Source organism: Citrobacter sp. LJND-P06 (genome assembly GCF_058188415.1).
Window position 1 is genome coordinate 2,574,583 of sequence record NZ_CP187317.1, and the last position, 17,013, is coordinate 2,591,595.

Here is a 17,013-nt window from a genome sequence, read left to right on the forward strand (position 1 = left end):
CCTTTATTTAAACTGTTTGAGGAAACGCAGATCGTTTTCGAAGAATGAACGCAGGTCAGTCACGCCATAACGCAGCATCGTCAGACGTTCCATGCCCATACCAAAGGCGAAGCCAGAGTAAATTTCCGGGTCGATGCCGACATTACGCAGTACGTTCGGATGTACCATGCCGCAACCCAGCACTTCCAGCCATTTGCCATTTTTGCCCATCACATCCACTTCTGCAGAAGGCTCAGTGAACGGGAAGTAAGAAGGACGGAAACGGATCTGCAGATCTTCTTCAAAGAAGTTACGCAGGAAGTCGTGCAGCGTGCCTTTCAGGTTGGTAAAGCTGATGTTGGTATCAACAATCAGCCCTTCCATCTGATGGAACATCGGTGTGTGTGTCTGATCGTAATCGTTACGATACACGCGACCCGGCGCGATGATACGAATCGGCGGCTGCTGGTCTTTCATGGTACGAATCTGAACGCCAGAGGTCTGCGTACGCAGCAGACGAGTCGCATCAAACCAGAATGTGTCGTGGTCTGCGCGGGCCGGGTGATGGCCTGGAATATTCAGCGCATCGAAGTTGTGATAGTCGTCTTCGATTTCCGGGCCTGTCGCCACGGTAAAACCAAGCTCGCCAAAGAAACTTTCAATACGATCGATAGTACGGGTCACCGGATGCAGACCGCCGTTTTCGATACGACGACCCGGCAGAGAAACGTCAATCGTTTCTTCGGCCAGACGCGCGTTCAGCGCAGCATTCTCTAAATCAGCCTTACGTGCGTTCAGCGCTTGCTGCACCTGCTCTTTCGCTTCGTTGATAACCGCACCAGCGGCCGGGCGCTCTTCTGGCGGCAGTTCACGCAGGGTCGTCATCTGAAGGGTTAAATGCCCTTTCTTGCCCAAATATTCGACGCGTACATTGTCTAACGCGGCAACATCTGACGCCTGGTTAATGGCTGCCTTTGCACTGGCAACCAGCTCTGCGAGATGTGACATGGTTTTCCTCATTGTGTCGGTGAAGACACCGTTTGTGGTCGTTATTTTTGCTCTAACTATTTCGAGTTGCAGTCTGTACGCCTGCTACTTGAAATAGATCGCGCAATTTTAGATACAAAAAAAGCCTCCACTGGGGAGGCTTTCTGGCGCTGTTTTCCGTTTCATTTCTCACGCGCTAGCCTCCTGAAGTCAGGTGCTAAAGTAAAAAAAGAAACGGAAAATAGCAGCATTCATGCTTGCGTTACCTTGTTGGCTAAAACCGGAAGACCTTTATTGAAAAGGGTTACGGGTAAATTGTCAACTGATTGATTGCACTACAAATAAAAGAGAGGGAGCCAGGCTCCCTCTTTTCACTGGCTTATGCCAGAGCTGCTTTCGCTTTTTCGACCAGAGCGGTGAACGCTAATTTGTCGAATACTGCGATGTCAGCCAGGATCTTACGGTCAATTTCAACAGAGGCTTTTTTCAGGCCGTTGATGAATTTGCTGTAAGAAATACCGTTCTGACGTGCTGCTGCGTTGATACGCGCAATCCACAGTTGACGGAACTGACGCTTACGTTGACGACGGTCACGGTAAGCATACTGGCCGGCTTTGATAACAGCCTGGAAGGCAACGCGGTATACGCGAGAACGCGCACCGTAGTAGCCTTTGGCTTGTTTCATGATCTTCTTGTGACGTGCACGTGCCATTACACCACGTTTTACGCGAGCCATATGTGCTCTCCTGTATCTATATTCTTAGTGAAAAAAGTTAAACGTTAACGGCTTATGCGTACGGCAGGCACGCGATTACCAGACCCAGATCGCCTTTAGAAACAAGGCCTTTTGGACGCAGGTGACGTTTACGCTTAGTCGATTTTTTGGTCAGAATATGACGCAGGTTTGCGTGCTTACGCTTAAATCCACCACCACCGGTTTTTTTGAAGCGCTTAGCAGCACCGCGTACGGTCTTAATTTTTGGCATTTTAATAACTTCCACTTCGCATTGTTAATAAACGAAACGTAGGCGAGCAACGGCTGTGGAACCCGCAGGCTCCACAGACATTGCTACTTGAAGGCCTTACTGTTTCTTCTTAGGAGCGAGCACCATGATCATCTGGCGGCCTTCGATCTTCGTAGGGAAGGATTCGACTACTGCCAGTTCACTCAGATCGTCACGGACGCGCGTAAGCACTTCCATACCGATCTGTTGGTGGGCCATCTCACGACCGCGGAAACGCAGCGTGATCTTAGCCTTATCGCCATCTTCCAGAAAGCGTACCAGGCTGCGGAGTTTTACCTGGTAATCGCCATCGTCGGTGCCAGGACGGAATTTAATTTCCTTAACCTGGATAACTTTTTGTTTCTTCTTCTGTTCCTTAGAAGACTTACTCTTTTCATAAAGGAACTTGCCGTAGTCCATAATACGACAAACTGGCGGTTCGGCGTTAGGGCTGATTTCAACTAAATCTACTCCAGCTTCTTCAGCTTTTTCGATAGCTTCTCTCAGACTCACAATACCCAAAGCTTCGCCTTCCAGACCTGTTAAGCGAACTTCCAGGGCGCGAATCTCGCCATTGATACGATTCGGACGTGCCGTTTGAACTCGTTTTCCGCCTTTAATACCTTATTCCTCCAGTTGTTGAAGACTGCGGCTGCGAATCTCTTGTTGCAGCTTCTCGATAACTTCATTTACGTCCAGGCTGCCCAAGTCTTTGCCACGACGGGTACGCACGGCAACTTTGCCTGCTTCTACCTCTTTGTCGCCACAGACCAACATGTAAGGGACACGACGTAAAGTGTGCTCGCGGATTTTAAAGCCTATCTTCTCATTTCTCAAGTCTGCTTTTACACGAATACCCGCATTTTGTAGTTTCTGCGTTAATTCGTTAACGTATTCAGACTGTGAATCGGTAATATTCATGACCACAACCTGAACCGGCGCAAGCCAGGTCGGGAAGAAGCCAGCGAACTCTTCAGTCAGGATACCGATGAAACGTTCCATCGACCCAAGAATTGCGCGGTGAATCATAACCGGTACCTGACGTTCGTTGTTTTCGCCAACATAAGAGGCGCTTAAACGAGACGGCAGAGAGAAGTCTAACTGTACAGTACCGCACTGCCATGCACGATCGAGGCAGTCATACAGGGTAAATTCAATTTTCGGACCGTAGAACGCGCCTTCACCCAGTTGGAATTCAAACGGGATGTTGTTTTCTTCCAGCGCAACCGCTAAGTCCGCTTCAGCACGATCCCACATTTCATCGCTACCGATACGTTTTTCGGGGCGAGTGGACAGTTTGACGACGATCTTCTCGAAGCCAAAAGTGCTATACATATCGTAGACCATACGAATGCAGGCGTTCACTTCATCACGGATCTGCTCTTCAGTACAGAAGATATGTGCATCATCCTGCGTGAAGCCGCGTACACGCATCAGACCGTGTAGCGCACCTGAAGGTTCGTTACGGTGACAGCTACCGAACTCCGCCATACGCAGCGGCAGATCGCGGTAGGATTTCAGACCCTGATTGAAGATCTGAACGTGACCCGGACAGTTCATCGGTTTGATGCAGTATTCACGGTTCTCGGAAGAGGTGGTGAACATCGCATCTTTATAGTTGTCCCAGTGCCCTGTTTTTTCCCACAGAACACGGTCCATCATGAACGGGCCTTTCACTTCCTGATACTGGTACTCTTTCAGTTTTGAACGAACAAAAACTTCCAGTTCACGGAAAATAGTCCAGCCGTCATTGTGCCAGAACACCATACCCGGCGCTTCTTCCTGCATATGGTACAGGTCAAGCTGCTTACCGATTTTACGGTGGTCGCGTTTGGCCGCTTCTTCCAGACGTTGCAGGTAGGCGCTCAGGGCTTTTTTATCGGCCCATGCAGTACCATAAATACGCTGCAGCATCTTATTGTTGCTGTCGCCACGCCAGTATGCGCCTGCAGTTTTCATCAGTTTGAAGTGATGGCAGAAACGCATGTTCGGCACGTGCGGACCGCGGCACATATCGACATATTCTTCATGATGATACAAGCCGGGCTTATCATCATGAGCAATGTTTTCATCAAGAATAGAGATTTTATACGTCTCGCCACGCTTCACGAAGGTTTCACGCGCTTCGTGCCAGCTGACTTTTTTCTTAATGACGTCGTAGTTTTTCTCAGCGAGCTCGTGCATCCGCTTCTCGAGCGCGTCGACATCTTCCTGGGTTAACGTACGGTCAAGATCAATGTCATAGTAAAAACCGTTGTCGACAACCGGACCGATAGCCATTTTGGTATTCGGCCAAAGTTGTTTGATCGCGTGCCCTAACAGGTGCGCACAGGAGTGACGAATGATCTCAAGACCTTCTTCATCCTTGGCGGTGATGATGGAGAGCTTCGCATCATGCTCAATCAGGTCGGAAGCATCAACCAGCTCGCCATTTACACGGCCAGCAATGGTGGCTTTCGCCAGTCCTGGACCGATGTCCAGCGCAACATCCATGGGGCTTACAGCGTGGTCGTAATGGCGTTGGCTGCCATCAGGAAGAGTAATAACAGGCATGTTATATCCTTATTTGCAGTGGTGACCCACACGAAAGATCACATACAAAGTTTCAACGTTAAATTTATCAAAAAGTTATGGACTGATTCCCGCTTCACTCTGCGAAATATGTCACGCACCACCCACGTGGCGATACCGTAACCTACATCCGCTTTTTGATAACACCGTTTGACAGTGTACACGGCATTGACGGTCGTTCAAAGCCGCAATCACACTGATCTCTATGATGTAAATCAACTCACTGACTTGCCGCGACTTTGTTACACTAAGAAAATCAGTTTGAATTTAACAGGAAAAGGATAATGCCGACGAACCGCTTTGCGAAAAAACACTGGAAGATGGTGGTCGTGTTGATTGCCATTTGTGGTGCGATGCTTCTGTTACGCTGGGCGGCGATGATCTGGGGCTAACCTTCAGAATAAGGACGGAACGTTAAGCGTTGTATATTCCCTGCGCAATAATAAAACGCCAGTATGCGTTTATATGACTTCGCCAGCGATGACTAAAATTAATTTCTGCAAAGAATAAAATATAACGTCGCATTATAAAACGGCCGGATCGCCTGTAAACGACCCGGCGCATATTTACATCTTATAACCCAAAGAGACTACCGTACGGCGATCCGTATGCTCTGGCGCGGTTTCCGGCGGTTCGGAGTTCCAGGTTACATTATACGCAACCTTTAAGCCGAAATGTTCATTGATGGCGACATCGAGCGCCGTCTCCGAGTTGAGCGTGGTGTCATCCGCCCCAAACACTGACACGCCCTGCGTAAATTTAGTGGTATCCGTCATCTGCCAGGCGTAAGCGCCCGACGCATAACCGAGTGGCTGAGTTTCCGTCGTATCATCCGTGCGTTCGTCATAACGAACGCCGGGGCCGAATTCAAAACGGAAACTGTGTACCGGGCCATTGAGAAACTGCCGACCATACCCTGCCGTCCCAATATCACGCTCGTGGTAGCCGTTGTAGCGGTCGGTAAGCCAACTCGCCTGGCCAAACAGATAATCATAATCGGTGGTGTTAAAACGGCTACGCCCGCCTACAGCATATTTTTCTGAAGAACGCTCATCATTCGACGAGGTGTTGCTGGCATTCCCCCACAGTGACCATGCGGTGGTTTGACCGTACCAGGTCATGGTGGTATCTGCCGTTAAGGAAGAACTTTGGGTATTGCCTGACTGAGCAAGGTATCCCGCATTCAGGTTACCTTCAAAAGGTTTCTTCGCGGTGGTGGGATCATCCATGACAGTAAAAACGGAATCATCGGCGGCGGCATGCATTGACGCAACGACGCCACCCGCCAGCATTAATGCAGCGGGTACTGTCTTCAAAAGCTTCATTTATAAAGAGTCCGTACAACAAAAAAAGAGACCATGACGGTCCCGGAAACCTTCTTAGGGATCAAAGACAAGCGATCGCCGGAAAGGTAACAAATTATAAAAAGGCTCGAATAACATAGCAATGAATTCTTATTTCATTTTTTGAATAAGGGCGTTCCTGAATCAATAAATTATTTATATCTACACATAGCGCAAATTTTGAATAAATAGCCAATAAATCATACCGTTAATTACTTCACTTTCCAGGCGTTCGGTGCCAGACTGAATTCAGCCTAACAGGAGGTAATGATGGTACGTATCTATACGTTAACACTTGCGCCCTCTCTCGATAGCGCAACACTCACTCCGCAAATCTACCCCGAAGGGAAGCTCCGCTGCACGTCACCGGTTTTTGAGCCCGGCGGCGGCGGTATCAACGTTGCCCGTGCAATTTCACATCTTGGCGGTACCGCCACCGCGATTTTCCCCGCGGGCGGTGCCACCGGCGAACACCTGGTCGCCCTATTGGCCGATGAACATGTTCCCGTCGCAACCGTCGACGCCAAAGACTGGACCCGCCAGAATTTGCATGTCCATGTCGGCTCCAGCGGCGAGCAATATCGCTTCGTGATGCCCGGGGCATCGCTGAGCGACAAAGAATTTCAACTGCTTGAAGAACAGGTTCTCGAAATTGAATCAGGCGCGTTGCTCGTTATCAGCGGCAGTTTACCGCCCGGCGTTAAGCTTGAAAAACTCACGCAGTTGATATCGGCGGCGCAGAAACAAGGCATTCGCTGCATTGTTGACAGTTCCGGCGACGCCCTCCGCGCAGCCTTAGATATCGGCAATATTGAACTGGTTAAACCCAACCAAAAAGAACTGAGCGCGCTGGTCAACCGTGAACTCACCCAACCTGATGACGTGCGTAATGCGGCCCGGGAGATTGTGCAAAGCGGTAAAGCGCATCGGGTTGTTGTTTCTCTGGGCCCACAAGGTGCGCTGGCGGTCGACGCCGACAGTTGCGTTCAGGTCGTCCCTCCGCCGGTGAAAAGTCAAAGCACCGTGGGTGCGGGTGACAGCATGGTTGGCGCCATGACGCTGAAACTGGCTGAGGATGCGTCTCTGGAAGATATGGTGCGGTTCGGTGTTGCCGCAGGGAGCGCAGCGACCCTCAATCAGGGAACGCGTTTGTGCTCCGCTGAGGATACCCAAAAGATTTATGCGTATCTGACGCAATCTTAACGGCTTTCCTCTCCTTAATTGTGAGGGGATTCGCCGACAAACCTGTCAGCATAGTGATTCTCCGTCTATGCTGAAAAGTCATGTGATTACAAAGAGGTGAATTATGGCCGGTGGTGATATCACCCGTTACGTCGTAACCGTAACGTTTCATGAGCACTCCTTAACGGAAATCAATGAGCTTAATAACCACCTTACACGCGGTGGTTTCTTGCTGACCCTGACCGATGAAGACGGAAACGTACATGAGCTGGGCACAAACACCTTTGGTCTGATTAGCGCACTGAGTAAAGAAGAGGTGACGGCACTCACCGCAGGGCTGGCTGAAAGTGCGTTAGGCAATAAACCTGGAATTTCCGTTTCCACATGGGAGGAGTGGCGAAAAGACAAACAATAAGTGCCATTACCGCGACGACGCGTCTCAGGTGTGCGTCAGTTCGTGTTTTTTTACCGCATTTATGCGCTAACCTTATGATCTGGCAGACAACATGGGGAGAGACATCATGTGGCAGGCTATCAGTCGTCTTTTAAGCGAGCAATTAGGTGAAGGCGAAATCGAACTGCGTAATGAACTGCCTGGCGGAGAGATCCATGCCGCATGGCATTTACGCTACGCGGGACGTGATTTTTTCGTTAAGTGTGATGAAAGAGAACTCCTTCCGGGCTTTACGGCCGAAGCTGACCAACTGGAATTGCTCTCTCGCAGTAAAACCGTTACGGTGCCAAAAGTGTGGGCCGTCGGTTCAGACCGAGACTACAGTTTCCTGGTAATGGATTATCTCCCACCCCGTCCGCTGGATGCCCATAATGCGTTTATTCTGGGTCAACAACTCGCCCATTTACACGCATGGAGCGAACAACCGCAATTTGGTCTTGATTTCGATAATGCACTTTCTACCACGCCGCAACCCAACGCATGGCAACGACGCTGGTCGACCTTTTTCGCAGAACAACGTATCGGTTGGCAGCTAGAGTTGGCTGCAGAAAAAGGAATAGCGTTCGGTAACATCGACGCTATTGTTGAACATATTCAACAGCGACTCTCCTCGCACCAACCACAGCCCTCACTTTTACATGGCGATCTGTGGTCTGCAAACTGTGCGCTGGGTCCAAATGGGCCTTATATCTTTGACCCTGCCTGCTACTGGGGTGACAGAGAGTGCGATCTGGCGATGCTGCCGCTGCATACCGATCAACCTCCGCAGATCTATGATGGCTACCAGTCAGTTTCCCCATTACCGGTAGATTTTCTGGATCGCCAGGCTGTCTATCAGCTGTATACATTGCTAAACCGGGCGAGATTGTTTGGTGGTCAGCACCTGGTGATTGCGCAAAAAGCCATGGACAGACTGTTGGCTGCGTAGGGCGTATGCCCGATGGCGCAACGCTTATCGGGCACACAACCACGCTCCCCCTGACCGGATGGGGCTTTCGTCACCATCCGGTATTATTTTTACCCAACAAATCCCAGCAGAGAAAAGAAGACGTAGCCGAGCACGATAATAATCACTGGCAGGATGTACAGCGGGAAAAACTGCAGAAAGATGGTGTGATGCGGCACGACGATACGCGACTCTATCTGCTCACGCGAGATCCCTTCCTCACCTTTGGCTTTCTCCAGAATCAACTGGTCCTCAACGCCTTCACGAAGAAAACGCGCCTGACGGCTCATTCTGGCGCCAGAGTCCTGCAACGCAAGGCCGATGAAGATCAAGACGAAAATCAGCCAGAACATCACATTGAGACTATTTTGAAAATCCGGCGTCGGTGAGTTGTACCAGAACAGGTTCAGAAACGGAGTATTAACGCGCATCATGTCGATCATCACGTGGGCAAAATCGAGCATCACTGCATTAATCCCCTCTTGCTTCTCGCTGCGGGCGTACATAAATTTCAATACCGACACCAGCGTAGAAATCAGCGCAGGGATGAAAATCACCCATCCCAGAATCCTTTTTAAGATAGCAATGCGTCCAGCTTGTTGATACGTCATGAGTTCCCCTTGGTAAAGACGCGCCGTTTTGGCCTTAAGTCTACCTGCTGATAACTATTTTCGCCCGTTCTTTAAAGACGGTATGATACGGTAGCTTCCATAATGAACGCTCATTACCCTACGTTTTAATCTCAACAGGAGAAGTTGTGATGTCAACCCCGCGTCATATTCTTGCTGCAATTTTTGATATGGATGGATTACTGATCGATTCCGAGCCGCTATGGGATCAGGCCGAACTGGATGTGATGGCAAGTTTAGGCGTAGATATCGCCCGCCGCCATGAACTTCCGGACACCCTGGGTTTACGTATCGATATGGTTGTCGACCTGTGGTACGCACAGCAGCCCTGGAAAGGCGCTGACCGTCAGGAAGTCACTGACCGGGTCATCGCGCGGGCGATTTCACTGGTAGAGGAAACACGCCCACTGCTGCCTGGCGTACGTGAGGCCGTTGCGCTGTGCAAATCTCAGGGATTGTTGGTCGGGCTGGCGTCAGCGTCCCCGCTGCATATGCTGGAAAAAGTCCTGACTATGTTTGATCTGCGCGACAGTTTCGACGCCCTCGCCTCAGCGGAAAAACTTCCCTACAGCAAGCCGCACCCGCAGGTTTACATCGACTGCGCAACCAAACTGGGCATCGACCCCTTAGCCTGTGTCGCGCTGGAGGATTCTGTCAACGGCATGGTGGCGTCGAAAGCCGCACGTATGCGCTCCATCGTCGTTCCCGCTGAAGAGGGTCAACACGATGCACGTTTTGCCCTCGCCGACGTGAAGCTGACCTCTTTATCCTGTCTTACGGCCGCCCATTTACGGGGCTAACCGTCAGGGGCAATCGTGCATTGCCCCTCCTTCTGCTTTTTAAAACAGCGTTTCATTTTTATTGTATTCCTCCGCATCCTCTTCTATTCTTCTTTCATTCGTTATCGCTGATAAACATGGGTAGCCGAGGTAAGTATGATTTTGGATGCGTTTAATCTGACGGGAAAAACAGCAATCGTCACCGGTTGCGATACCGGGCTGGGTCAAGGTATGGCCGTCGCGCTTGCCGAGGCAGGCTGCAACATCGTGGGTGTGAACCGCAAGATCCCCCACGAGACGGCAGCGAAAATTGCAGCGCTGGGCAGGCAATTTATGACGATTCAGGCCGACCTGAGCGAGCAAAGTGCTATCGCTGATATCGTTAGCCAGACGGTAGCGACATTCGGGCGGGTGGATATTCTGGTCAATAACGCCGGGACGATTCGCCGCGACGATGCGCTCTCTTTCAGCGAAAAAGACTGGGATGACGTGATGAACCTGAATCTCAAATCGGTCTTCTTTCTTTCACAAGCCGTCGCACGCCAGTTTTTACAGCAAGGCCACGGTGGCAAAATCATCAATATTGCCTCCATGCTCTCTTTCCAGGGTGGGATCCGTGTCCCCTCTTATACCGCGTCTAAAAGCGGTGTGCTGGGTCTTACCCGCCTGTTGGCCAATGAATGGGCGCCACATCAGATCAACGTCAATGCCATCGCACCGGGTTATATGGCCACAAACAATACGCAGCAGTTGCGCGATGATGCCGGGCGCAGCAAAGAAATCGTCGATCGCATTCCGGCCGGACGTTGGGGAACGCCTGACGACCTGAAAGGCCCGGTGGTTTTTCTCGCATCAGACGCGTCTGCCTACATCAACGGCTATACCCTTGCCGTTGACGGTGGCTGGCTGGCACGCTAATCACCACGTTTGTGACATAGGGTTACAACGTCACCTCTTCCGCCTACTGTACAAAAACCCTATACTGTATGAATTGACAGTTTAATGGGTTCTATCATGACGGCGGAAGGCCACCTCCTTTTTTCAATTGCCTGTGCGGTATTTGCCAAAAATGCCGAGCTTACGCCCGTGCTTGCGCAGGGCGACTGGTGGCATATTGTCCCTTCAGCAATTCTGACCTGCCTGTTGCCGGATATTGATCATCCAAAATCATTGCTCGGGCAGCGGTTAAAATGGATCTCCAAACCGATTGCCAGGGCCTTTGGCCATCGAGGGTTTACCCACAGTCTGTTGGCGGTCTTCGCGCTGCTGACGACGTTTTATTTGAAAGTCCCCGAAAGCTGGATAATCCCGGCCGATGCCCTGCAGGGCATGGTGCTGGGTTACTTAAGCCATATTCTGGCCGACATGCTAACCCCGGCGGGCGTCCCTCTGCTCTGGCCGTGTCGCTGGCGCTTCCGTCTGCCAATACTGGTTCCGCAAAAAGGCAACCAACTGGAGCGTTTTCTCTGCATGGCGCTGTTTGCCTGGGCCGTGTGGATGCCGCAGACAATCCCCGAAAACAGTGCTGTACGCTGGTCTTCGCATATGATTAATACGCTGCAATTCCAGTTCAACCGTTTTATAAATCACCAAATCGATTAGTAAATCGACGCAACTGTCGTTTTTGGCATAAACAATTCCATTTGAATATAAGAGGCAACTCACAGTTCTGCTAATCTTGCGGCAACAGAATCGCTGAAACGAAGCGATACAAATAAGAAGATCAGGAGAACGGGGATGAATTTTCCATTAATTGCGAACATCGTGGTGTTCGTTGTGCTGCTGTTTGTGCTGGCGCAAGCCCGTCACAAACAGTGGAGTCTGGCAAAGAAAGTACTGGTGGGTCTGGTCATGGGCGTGGTCTTTGGCCTTGCCCTGCATACGATTTACGGGTCTGACAGTCAGGTCTTAAAAGATTCAGTTCAGTGGTTCAACATTGTCGGTAACGGCTATGTGCAACTGCTGCAAATGATTGTTATGCCGCTGGTCTTCGCCTCGATCCTGAGTGCGGTAGCGCGTTTACACAACGCCTCTCAACTGGGAAAAATCAGTTTTCTGACCATCGGCACCTTGCTGTTCACCACGCTGATTGCCGCACTGGTGGGGGTACTGGTGACCAATTTGTTTGGTCTGACTGCGGAAGGTCTGGTACAGGGTGGTGCAGAAACCGCGCGTCTGACGGCGATTGAAACCAACTATGTGGGCAAAGTGGCCGACCTCAGCGTACCGCAACTGGTGTTGTCATTCATCCCGAAAAACCCGTTTGCCGACCTGACCGGGGCGAACCCGACGTCGATCATCAGCGTGGTCATTTTCGCCGCGTTCCTCGGTGTTGCGGCGCTGAAACTGCTGAAAGATGACGCGCCGAAGGGCGAGCGCGTGTTAACCGCCATCGATACCCTGCAAAGCTGGGTAATGAAACTGGTGCGTCTGGTTATGCAGTTAACGCCTTATGGCGTGCTGGCGCTGATGACCAAAGTCGTGGCGGGTTCTAACCTGCAGGACATCATCAAGTTGGGAAGCTTTGTGGTGGCGTCCTATCTTGGCCTGGCGATTATGTTTGCGGTACATGGCGTACTGCTGGGCGTCAACGGCGTCAGCCCGCTGAAGTATTTCCGCAAAGTGTGGCCCGTCCTGACCTTTGCCTTCACCAGCCGTTCCAGCGCCGCGTCAATTCCGTTGAACGTTGAAGCGCAAACGCGTCGTCTGGGCATACCGGAATCTATCGCCAGCTTTGCGGCCTCTTTTGGTGCGACAATTGGTCAGAACGGCTGTGCGGGTCTGTACCCGGCAATGCTGGCTGTCATGGTGGCGCCTACCGTTGGAATTAACCCGCTGGATCCTGTCTGGATTGCCACGCTGGTGGGTATCGTCACCGTAAGCTCTGCGGGTGTTGCGGGTGTGGGTGGCGGTGCGACGTTCGCCGCGCTGATCGTTCTGCCCGCCATGGGGCTGCCGGTCACGCTGGTTGCCCTGTTGATTTCCGTCGAACCGCTGATCGATATGGGGCGTACTGCGCTGAATGTCAGTGGCTCAATGACGGCCGGTACTCTGACCAGTCAATGGCTGAAGCAAACCGATAAAACCATTCTGGACAGCGAGGATGATGCCGAACTGGCTCATCACTAATCCACTCTGATGATGTGAAAAAACCGCCTGTATCTCCTACAGGCGGTTTTTTTATATCCCCTTATTCCGCCAGCTCATTTTCCTGGCGGATCTGATTTGCCCAGCGCTGCGCCGACTCCGGCACGGTAAACGCAGGCGAGCGCTGAAACGACTCCCCGATTAAGACAAATGCGACGTATTTTCCACGCATAATCCACACGTCACGAAATGACTCCATTTTTATCGCGTGATCCGGCGGCGCAGGCTCTACGCGTGGAACATAGCTGATCACCGGGCGATTTTGTTGGCGAAGAGGTTTCATCATCAGTTGTTTCACTAAAGGCAAATTCAAAAAATCACAAAAACACTATCTTAGCCGATTTTGCCCCCCGGCGTCCTGTCCTGCGTGTGCGGTGACACGCATCGTGGCGATCGCGGGTGGGAAAGTTGAAGGGGAAATCGCGGGCAGCAAACATAAAGCATGGGTGAAATAAAAAAAAGCGGCGCCTTATCGCGCCGCAAACTCAGGCTCTATACATCAAGAAAACTGCCGAGACGATACCCACGTTCCGCAATGGCATTTTTCAATGACGGGGACGTAAGCACATCAAGCTCAGTCAAGCGGGGGTAACAATAGGCGCTCTGACGAAGTGTATTGTCGACAAAGGCCGGATGACACATGACTTCAAGTGATGACTCACCTCTTCCTGCTGAAGCGTCAAGCACCTGCAAAAAAAGTGATTCTGAAATCGCCTCACCATAAAACTCGCTACTAAACCCTTGCGGGCTTCTCAGCGCCATCGGCAAATCGGTATCTTTAAATATCGTCTGGCGATCGATACGCAATGCAACACCCTGTTGTGCGGCAAAATGCGCCACCCGCGGGAAAATCTGCGGGAACATATGGACATGGTGATGGCTATCCAGATGCGTTGGCGCTTTGCCAAACAGTTCTATAAAACGCTGATACTGACATTCCAGTTCATGCGAAATTTCGTCCAGCGGCAAGTCGTCTTCTTCTGCCATCTGCCAGATCCATTTCCCCAGACGGCCATCACGGGCAAGCCCTGGCATCTGTGTTAACGGTTTCCCCAGCGTCAGAACAAAATGCATCCCCACCGCAAGCTCAGGGACGTCGCGGCTAAGTTGAACGGCATGATCGATAGCGTCACCATTGACCAGCGCGGTCGTGGAGGTGACCACGCCATGACGAAAACTCTCCACAATGCCGTAGTTTTGCCCTTTGCTCAGACCAAAATCATCCGCATTCACAATCAATAAGCGTTCCATAGCCAACCTCTGTTAGTGTTCTTTGAGCTTTTCAATACAGTCCGCAAAATGAGGCAGCCACTTTTCATGCGCCAGAATCAGTTCGCGCGCCAGGCTCTCCGCATCACGGTCAGAATGCACCAGCGGGCTTAGGTTAAGCGCCAGCAAAACATCATTAAATTCACCGCTCAGCGCCGCCTTACTTGCCGCGACTTCAAACCCTTTAATGGTATAGATAAGACCCAGCACTTTCTCGTCAAAATGCGTAATACGCGGATGTGGCGTTGCGCCATTGCGCCCTAACGTACAGGTCATTTCCACCGCCCAGTCAGCCGGAATATTATCGACATGCCCATGATGCGGGATGTTGACATAATGTTCAGTCTGCTTGTCATTATAGATTGCGTTAATCACTTCACAGGCGGCGTCGGAGTAATACGCCCCGCCACGTTGCTCAAGCTCTTTCGGCTTCACGTTAAGTTCTGGATTCTTATAAAGGTCAAAAAGTTGTTTCTCCACTTTTTGTACAACCTGCGCGCGAGCGCCGCCTTTATAATATTCACCTAATTCAATGGCCAGCATCTCTTTCTGTTTGAAGTAATACAGCAGATAAGAGCACGGCAGCAGATTCAGAGAACGAATTAACCCTTCGCTAAACGGCAGGTCGAAAATATTTTTCACCGTTGACGCTTTCAACTCACCGGAGGCGACGCCGTCCAGAAGTTCGGCAAACCGTGATTTCCCGTTCACCAGCACATCTTTAATAAAGACCATGTGGTTCAAACCAAACAGGTCAATAGACAGATCGTCGTCTTCCGATAATCTCAGCACGTCATTAATAAACATCTTCATGCCGACCGGAATATTGCACACGCCAATAAATTTCTTGAAGCTGGTGTGGCGATAAACGGCTTCAGTCACCATTCCTGCCGGGTTGGTAAAGTTAATCACCCACGCATTCGGGCAGAGTTCTTCCACATCGTTGATGATGTCAAAAATAACCGGAATGGTACGCAGCCCCTTGAACAAACCGCCAGCACCGTTAGTCTCCTGACCAAGATATCCCTGACTGAGTGGAATACGCTCATCCAGTTCGCGGGCTTTCAGTTGACCCACACGCAACTGGGTCGTGACAAAGTCAGCCCCTTTTAACGCGTCACGGCGATCGAGAGTCTTAAACAGCTTCATCGGTACGCCAGCTTTGTCGATCATGCGCTGGCAAAGATCGAAAATGATATCCAGTTTCTCTTTGCCGCCTTCTACATCGACCAACCATAATTCGGAAACCGGTAATTCGTGATAACGTTTAATAAATCCTTCAAGTAATTCAGGGGTGTAGCTGCTCCCGCCACCAATGGTGACGATCTTTAATTTCTGGCTCATAATATCTCCCTTCAGTGTTAAAACACTGGCGTGTATTATGCTTCGCCCAAATACGGGACAGTCGCATGGCGTCCCGGCATTATTTTCGGGCAAGCTTTAAAATAATTGAGACAAATAAATAAATCGTTATTGATTTATTTCAGTCAATCTTTTTCGGTAGCTATTTGGCGTAAATGACGTCAGTTTTTTAAAGGTTTTAATGAACAGGCTTGGGCTACTGTATCCCGCTTCGTAAGCGATATCGGTTACCGAATAGTTGGTCATTTCCAGTTGTTTTTTCGCAAAATTGATACGGATTTCATTAATAATCTGCATCGGCGTTTTGCTGTAATAACGCTGGGTCGCACGGGTCAGGTATTCCTGGGATTTTGCGGACAGGTATACCATATTTTCCAGCGCACTTTCGCCAAACTGTGTTTTGTCGTGCATCCCCTCCACGGTGACTTTAAGCCATTGTGGAATATCGCCAATCACCTGCTCTTCCCGGTGGTGCCGTAACCGATTAATGATATAGAAGGTGACCACTTCTATAAACTCATCCAGTTCGTTATCACGAAAGTTGAGCGACGCAATCACTGTTTCGATATAGGTGAGAAAGGCGCTGTTAGCCCGATACACCTGCGATGCTACAAAACAAAACGGTAATAAAGGGTGATAATGCTGTTCAAAAAAACGTTTACTGATGCCGACATTCAGAATACGCGTGGCGCCAAATTCGTAAAAACTTTGATGGTGCGACCCCAGAGGGATAAAAACAAAGTCTCCACGCTCCAGTAACACCCGTTTGCCGTTGATTTCCTGATAATAGCGACCGGTTAATACCAGGGTAAACTCATAGTAATCATGCTGGTGCAGCCCACTGATGCTCTCAGTTTTGTTGTAGATAAACACATGGAAATTTTTGCCGTTAAAAAGCTGCTGCTCAAAAGCGGTCGCAATTTCCGGAGCGTTAACCTGTAGCTGCATCATATTACCCCTCGCTATTTCAACTTCTCGTGAAGCTCTATCAACTCAGTGACCAGTTCACGCGCCAGCATTGATGTCATCAGATGGTCTTGCGCATGTACCAGAACCAGACTGACTTTCATTTTACCTTCACCCTGATCGCCTTCAATCAGTTTCGTCTGCACCAGATGCGCTTCATTGAGCGCCATGCGTGACTGCTCCATCATCGCTTTTGCGGCGTCAAAATCACCCTGCTTTGCCTGCTTAAGCGCGGCGTATGCCAGGCTGCGAGCCTGCCCAGAGTTGATGATAAGCCCCATTACTACTTCTTCAAGTTCTTCCGCTTCTGACTGCGTATCCACGATATTGTCGAGATCGATCATAATCCGTCCTCTGGTGTGTCCCGGCATGGCGTACCATGCCGGACTCAATTT

The 17,013-nt window shown here is 50.5% G+C and carries 21 protein-coding genes and 1 other annotated feature; of the genes, 8 read left to right on the forward strand and 13 right to left on the reverse strand.

Going from position 1 to position 17,013, the window contains the following annotated elements:
* Positions 1 to 3: 3 nt before the first annotated feature.
* The 6 genes from pheS to thrS form a co-directional block, all read right to left on the reverse strand.
* Complete coding sequence (gene pheS, locus ACO7SM_RS12320) at positions 4 to 987, reverse strand: phenylalanine--tRNA ligase subunit alpha (protein WP_192612044.1); 984 nt, start codon at positions 985 to 987, stop codon at positions 4 to 6.
* A gap of 114 nt (positions 988 to 1,101) precedes the next feature.
* Positions 1,102 to 1,226: a sequence feature (Phe leader region), on the reverse strand.
* The gene (pheM, locus tag ACO7SM_RS12325; RefSeq protein WP_001386830.1) at positions 1,177 to 1,221 is read right to left on the reverse strand and encodes a pheST operon leader peptide PheM; all 45 of its coding nucleotides are present in this window, start codon (positions 1,219 to 1,221) and stop codon (positions 1,177 to 1,179) included. It overlaps the preceding feature by 45 nt.
* Before the next feature lie 119 nt (positions 1,227 to 1,345).
* Positions 1,346 to 1,702 carry a 50S ribosomal protein L20 gene (rplT, locus tag ACO7SM_RS12330; RefSeq protein ID WP_192612043.1) on the reverse strand — a complete coding sequence of 119 codons (357 nt, stop codon included), beginning with the start codon at positions 1,700 to 1,702 and terminating at the stop codon, positions 1,346 to 1,348.
* Positions 1,703 to 1,754: 52 nt separating this feature from the next.
* On the reverse strand, positions 1,755 to 1,952 hold the full coding sequence (gene rpmI, locus ACO7SM_RS12335; RefSeq protein WP_003030583.1) for a 50S ribosomal protein L35: 198 nt from the start codon (positions 1,950 to 1,952) through the stop codon (positions 1,755 to 1,757).
* 96 nt (positions 1,953 to 2,048) lie between these two features.
* Positions 2,049 to 2,591 carry a translation initiation factor IF-3 gene (infC, locus tag ACO7SM_RS12340; protein WP_071828920.1) on the reverse strand — a complete coding sequence of 181 codons (543 nt, stop codon included), beginning with the start codon at positions 2,589 to 2,591 and terminating at the stop codon, positions 2,049 to 2,051.
* Positions 2,592 to 2,594: 3 nt separating this feature from the next.
* Positions 2,595 to 4,523: a threonine--tRNA ligase gene (thrS, locus tag ACO7SM_RS12345; RefSeq protein ID WP_490467786.1), complete on the reverse strand. Its 1,929-nt coding sequence runs from the start codon at positions 4,521 to 4,523 to the stop codon at positions 2,595 to 2,597.
* 302 nt (positions 4,524 to 4,825) lie between these two features.
* Between thrS and yniD the strand changes: the two genes are divergently transcribed.
* On the forward strand, positions 4,826 to 4,933 hold the full coding sequence (gene yniD / locus ACO7SM_RS12350; RefSeq protein WP_162379854.1) for a small membrane protein YniD: 108 nt from the start codon (positions 4,826 to 4,828) through the stop codon (positions 4,931 to 4,933).
* A gap of 174 nt (positions 4,934 to 5,107) precedes the next feature.
* Here yniD and ACO7SM_RS12355 read toward each other — a convergent pair whose 3' ends face one another.
* Positions 5,108 to 5,866 carry a DUF481 domain-containing protein gene (locus ACO7SM_RS12355; protein WP_490467787.1) on the reverse strand — a complete coding sequence of 253 codons (759 nt, stop codon included), beginning with the start codon at positions 5,864 to 5,866 and terminating at the stop codon, positions 5,108 to 5,110.
* Positions 5,867 to 6,154: 288 nt separating this feature from the next.
* Here ACO7SM_RS12355 and pfkB point away from each other — a divergent pair, with 288 nt between their 5' ends.
* From pfkB to ACO7SM_RS12370, 3 genes are all read left to right on the forward strand, one after another.
* A complete protein-coding gene (gene pfkB, locus ACO7SM_RS12360) occupies positions 6,155 to 7,087 on the forward strand; it encodes a 6-phosphofructokinase II (protein WP_490470941.1) in 933 nt (310 codons plus the stop codon).
* A 103-nt stretch (positions 7,088 to 7,190) separates the two neighbouring features.
* Positions 7,191 to 7,481, forward strand: coding sequence for a type V toxin-antitoxin system endoribonuclease antitoxin GhoS (gene ghoS / locus ACO7SM_RS12365; RefSeq protein WP_490467788.1), 291 nt, complete (start codon positions 7,191 to 7,193; stop codon positions 7,479 to 7,481).
* A 106-nt stretch (positions 7,482 to 7,587) separates the two neighbouring features.
* Positions 7,588 to 8,448 carry a fructosamine kinase family protein gene (locus tag ACO7SM_RS12370; RefSeq protein WP_490467789.1) on the forward strand — a complete coding sequence of 287 codons (861 nt, stop codon included), beginning with the start codon at positions 7,588 to 7,590 and terminating at the stop codon, positions 8,446 to 8,448.
* Positions 8,449 to 8,537: 89 nt separating this feature from the next.
* On the opposite strand, the gene ACO7SM_RS12375 is transcribed toward ACO7SM_RS12370, so the two are convergent.
* The gene (locus ACO7SM_RS12375; RefSeq protein ID WP_490467790.1) at positions 8,538 to 9,077 is read right to left on the reverse strand and encodes a YniB family protein; all 540 of its coding nucleotides are present in this window, start codon (positions 9,075 to 9,077) and stop codon (positions 8,538 to 8,540) included.
* 149 nt (positions 9,078 to 9,226) lie between these two features.
* Between ACO7SM_RS12375 and hxpB the strand changes: the two genes are divergently transcribed.
* The 4 genes from hxpB to tcyP all read left to right on the forward strand — a co-directional run bounded on the left by hxpB (position 9,227) and on the right by tcyP (position 13,003).
* A complete protein-coding gene (gene hxpB, locus ACO7SM_RS12380) occupies positions 9,227 to 9,895 on the forward strand; it encodes a hexitol phosphatase HxpB (protein WP_490467791.1) in 669 nt (222 codons plus the stop codon).
* 135 nt (positions 9,896 to 10,030) lie between these two features.
* Entirely contained in the window at positions 10,031 to 10,792 is a 762-nt protein-coding gene (kduD, locus tag ACO7SM_RS12385) for a 2-dehydro-3-deoxy-D-gluconate 5-dehydrogenase KduD (protein ID WP_490467792.1), read from the forward strand.
* A 96-nt stretch (positions 10,793 to 10,888) separates the two neighbouring features.
* The gene (locus ACO7SM_RS12390) at positions 10,889 to 11,476 is read left to right on the forward strand and encodes a metal-dependent hydrolase (protein ID WP_203358013.1); all 588 of its coding nucleotides are present in this window, start codon (positions 10,889 to 10,891) and stop codon (positions 11,474 to 11,476) included.
* 135 nt (positions 11,477 to 11,611) lie between these two features.
* On the forward strand, positions 11,612 to 13,003 hold the full coding sequence (gene tcyP / locus ACO7SM_RS12395) for a cystine/sulfocysteine:cation symporter (RefSeq protein ID WP_490467793.1): 1,392 nt from the start codon (positions 11,612 to 11,614) through the stop codon (positions 13,001 to 13,003).
* A 61-nt stretch (positions 13,004 to 13,064) separates the two neighbouring features.
* Here the strand turns inward: tcyP and cedA are convergent, their stop codons facing one another.
* From cedA to chbA, 5 genes are all read right to left on the reverse strand, one after another.
* Positions 13,065 to 13,307 carry a cell division activator CedA gene (gene cedA, locus ACO7SM_RS12400; protein ID WP_490467794.1) on the reverse strand — a complete coding sequence of 81 codons (243 nt, stop codon included), beginning with the start codon at positions 13,305 to 13,307 and terminating at the stop codon, positions 13,065 to 13,067.
* A 206-nt stretch (positions 13,308 to 13,513) separates the two neighbouring features.
* On the reverse strand, positions 13,514 to 14,272 hold the full coding sequence (gene chbG / locus ACO7SM_RS12405) for a chitin disaccharide deacetylase (protein WP_490467795.1): 759 nt from the start codon (positions 14,270 to 14,272) through the stop codon (positions 13,514 to 13,516).
* A 12-nt stretch (positions 14,273 to 14,284) separates the two neighbouring features.
* Positions 14,285 to 15,634, reverse strand: coding sequence for a 6-phospho-beta-glucosidase (locus ACO7SM_RS12410; protein WP_490467796.1), 1,350 nt, complete (start codon positions 15,632 to 15,634; stop codon positions 14,285 to 14,287).
* A gap of 126 nt (positions 15,635 to 15,760) precedes the next feature.
* Positions 15,761 to 16,603, reverse strand: a complete 843-nt coding sequence (gene chbR, locus ACO7SM_RS12415; RefSeq protein ID WP_490467797.1) for a transcriptional regulator ChbR — start codon at positions 16,601 to 16,603, stop codon at positions 15,761 to 15,763.
* A gap of 11 nt (positions 16,604 to 16,614) precedes the next feature.
* Positions 16,615 to 16,962, reverse strand: a complete 348-nt coding sequence (gene chbA / locus ACO7SM_RS12420; RefSeq protein WP_490467798.1) for a PTS N,N'-diacetylchitobiose transporter subunit IIA — start codon at positions 16,960 to 16,962, stop codon at positions 16,615 to 16,617.
* Positions 16,963 to 17,013 lie beyond the last annotated feature (51 nt).

Excerpts from the sequence above, each read along its gene's own strand:
- pheS (WP_192612044.1), bottom strand. The coding sequence starts at position 987 with ATGTCACATCTCGCAGAGCTGGTTGCCAGTGCAAAGGCAGCCATTAAC.
- rplT (WP_192612043.1), bottom strand. The coding sequence starts at position 1,702 with ATGGCTCGCGTAAAACGTGGTGTAATGGCACGTGCACGTCACAAGAAG.
- rpmI (WP_003030583.1), bottom strand. The coding sequence starts at position 1,952 with ATGCCAAAAATTAAGACCGTACGCGGTGCTGCTAAGCGCTTCAAAAAA.
- thrS (WP_490467786.1), bottom strand. The coding sequence starts at position 4,523 with ATGCCTGTTATTACTCTTCCTGATGGCAGCCAACGCCATTACGACCAC.
- yniD (WP_162379854.1), top strand. The coding sequence starts at position 4,826 with ATGCCGACGAACCGCTTTGCGAAAAAACACTGGAAGATGGTGGTCGTG.
- ACO7SM_RS12355 (WP_490467787.1), bottom strand. The coding sequence starts at position 5,866 with ATGAAGCTTTTGAAGACAGTACCCGCTGCATTAATGCTGGCGGGTGGC.
- pfkB (WP_490470941.1), top strand. The coding sequence starts at position 6,155 with ATGGTACGTATCTATACGTTAACACTTGCGCCCTCTCTCGATAGCGCA.
- ghoS (WP_490467788.1), top strand. The coding sequence starts at position 7,191 with ATGGCCGGTGGTGATATCACCCGTTACGTCGTAACCGTAACGTTTCAT.
- ACO7SM_RS12370 (WP_490467789.1), top strand. The coding sequence starts at position 7,588 with ATGTGGCAGGCTATCAGTCGTCTTTTAAGCGAGCAATTAGGTGAAGGC.
- ACO7SM_RS12375 (WP_490467790.1), bottom strand. The coding sequence starts at position 9,077 with ATGACGTATCAACAAGCTGGACGCATTGCTATCTTAAAAAGGATTCTG.
- hxpB (WP_490467791.1), top strand. The coding sequence starts at position 9,227 with ATGTCAACCCCGCGTCATATTCTTGCTGCAATTTTTGATATGGATGGA.
- kduD (WP_490467792.1), top strand. The coding sequence starts at position 10,031 with ATGATTTTGGATGCGTTTAATCTGACGGGAAAAACAGCAATCGTCACC.
- ACO7SM_RS12390 (WP_203358013.1), top strand. The coding sequence starts at position 10,889 with ATGACGGCGGAAGGCCACCTCCTTTTTTCAATTGCCTGTGCGGTATTT.
- tcyP (WP_490467793.1), top strand. The coding sequence starts at position 11,612 with ATGAATTTTCCATTAATTGCGAACATCGTGGTGTTCGTTGTGCTGCTG.
- cedA (WP_490467794.1), bottom strand. The coding sequence starts at position 13,307 with ATGATGAAACCTCTTCGCCAACAAAATCGCCCGGTGATCAGCTATGTT.
- chbG (WP_490467795.1), bottom strand. The coding sequence starts at position 14,272 with ATGGAACGCTTATTGATTGTGAATGCGGATGATTTTGGTCTGAGCAAA.
- ACO7SM_RS12410 (WP_490467796.1), bottom strand. The coding sequence starts at position 15,634 with ATGAGCCAGAAATTAAAGATCGTCACCATTGGTGGCGGGAGCAGCTAC.
- chbR (WP_490467797.1), bottom strand. The coding sequence starts at position 16,603 with ATGATGCAGCTACAGGTTAACGCTCCGGAAATTGCGACCGCTTTTGAG.
- chbA (WP_490467798.1), bottom strand. The coding sequence starts at position 16,962 with ATGATCGATCTCGACAATATCGTGGATACGCAGTCAGAAGCGGAAGAA.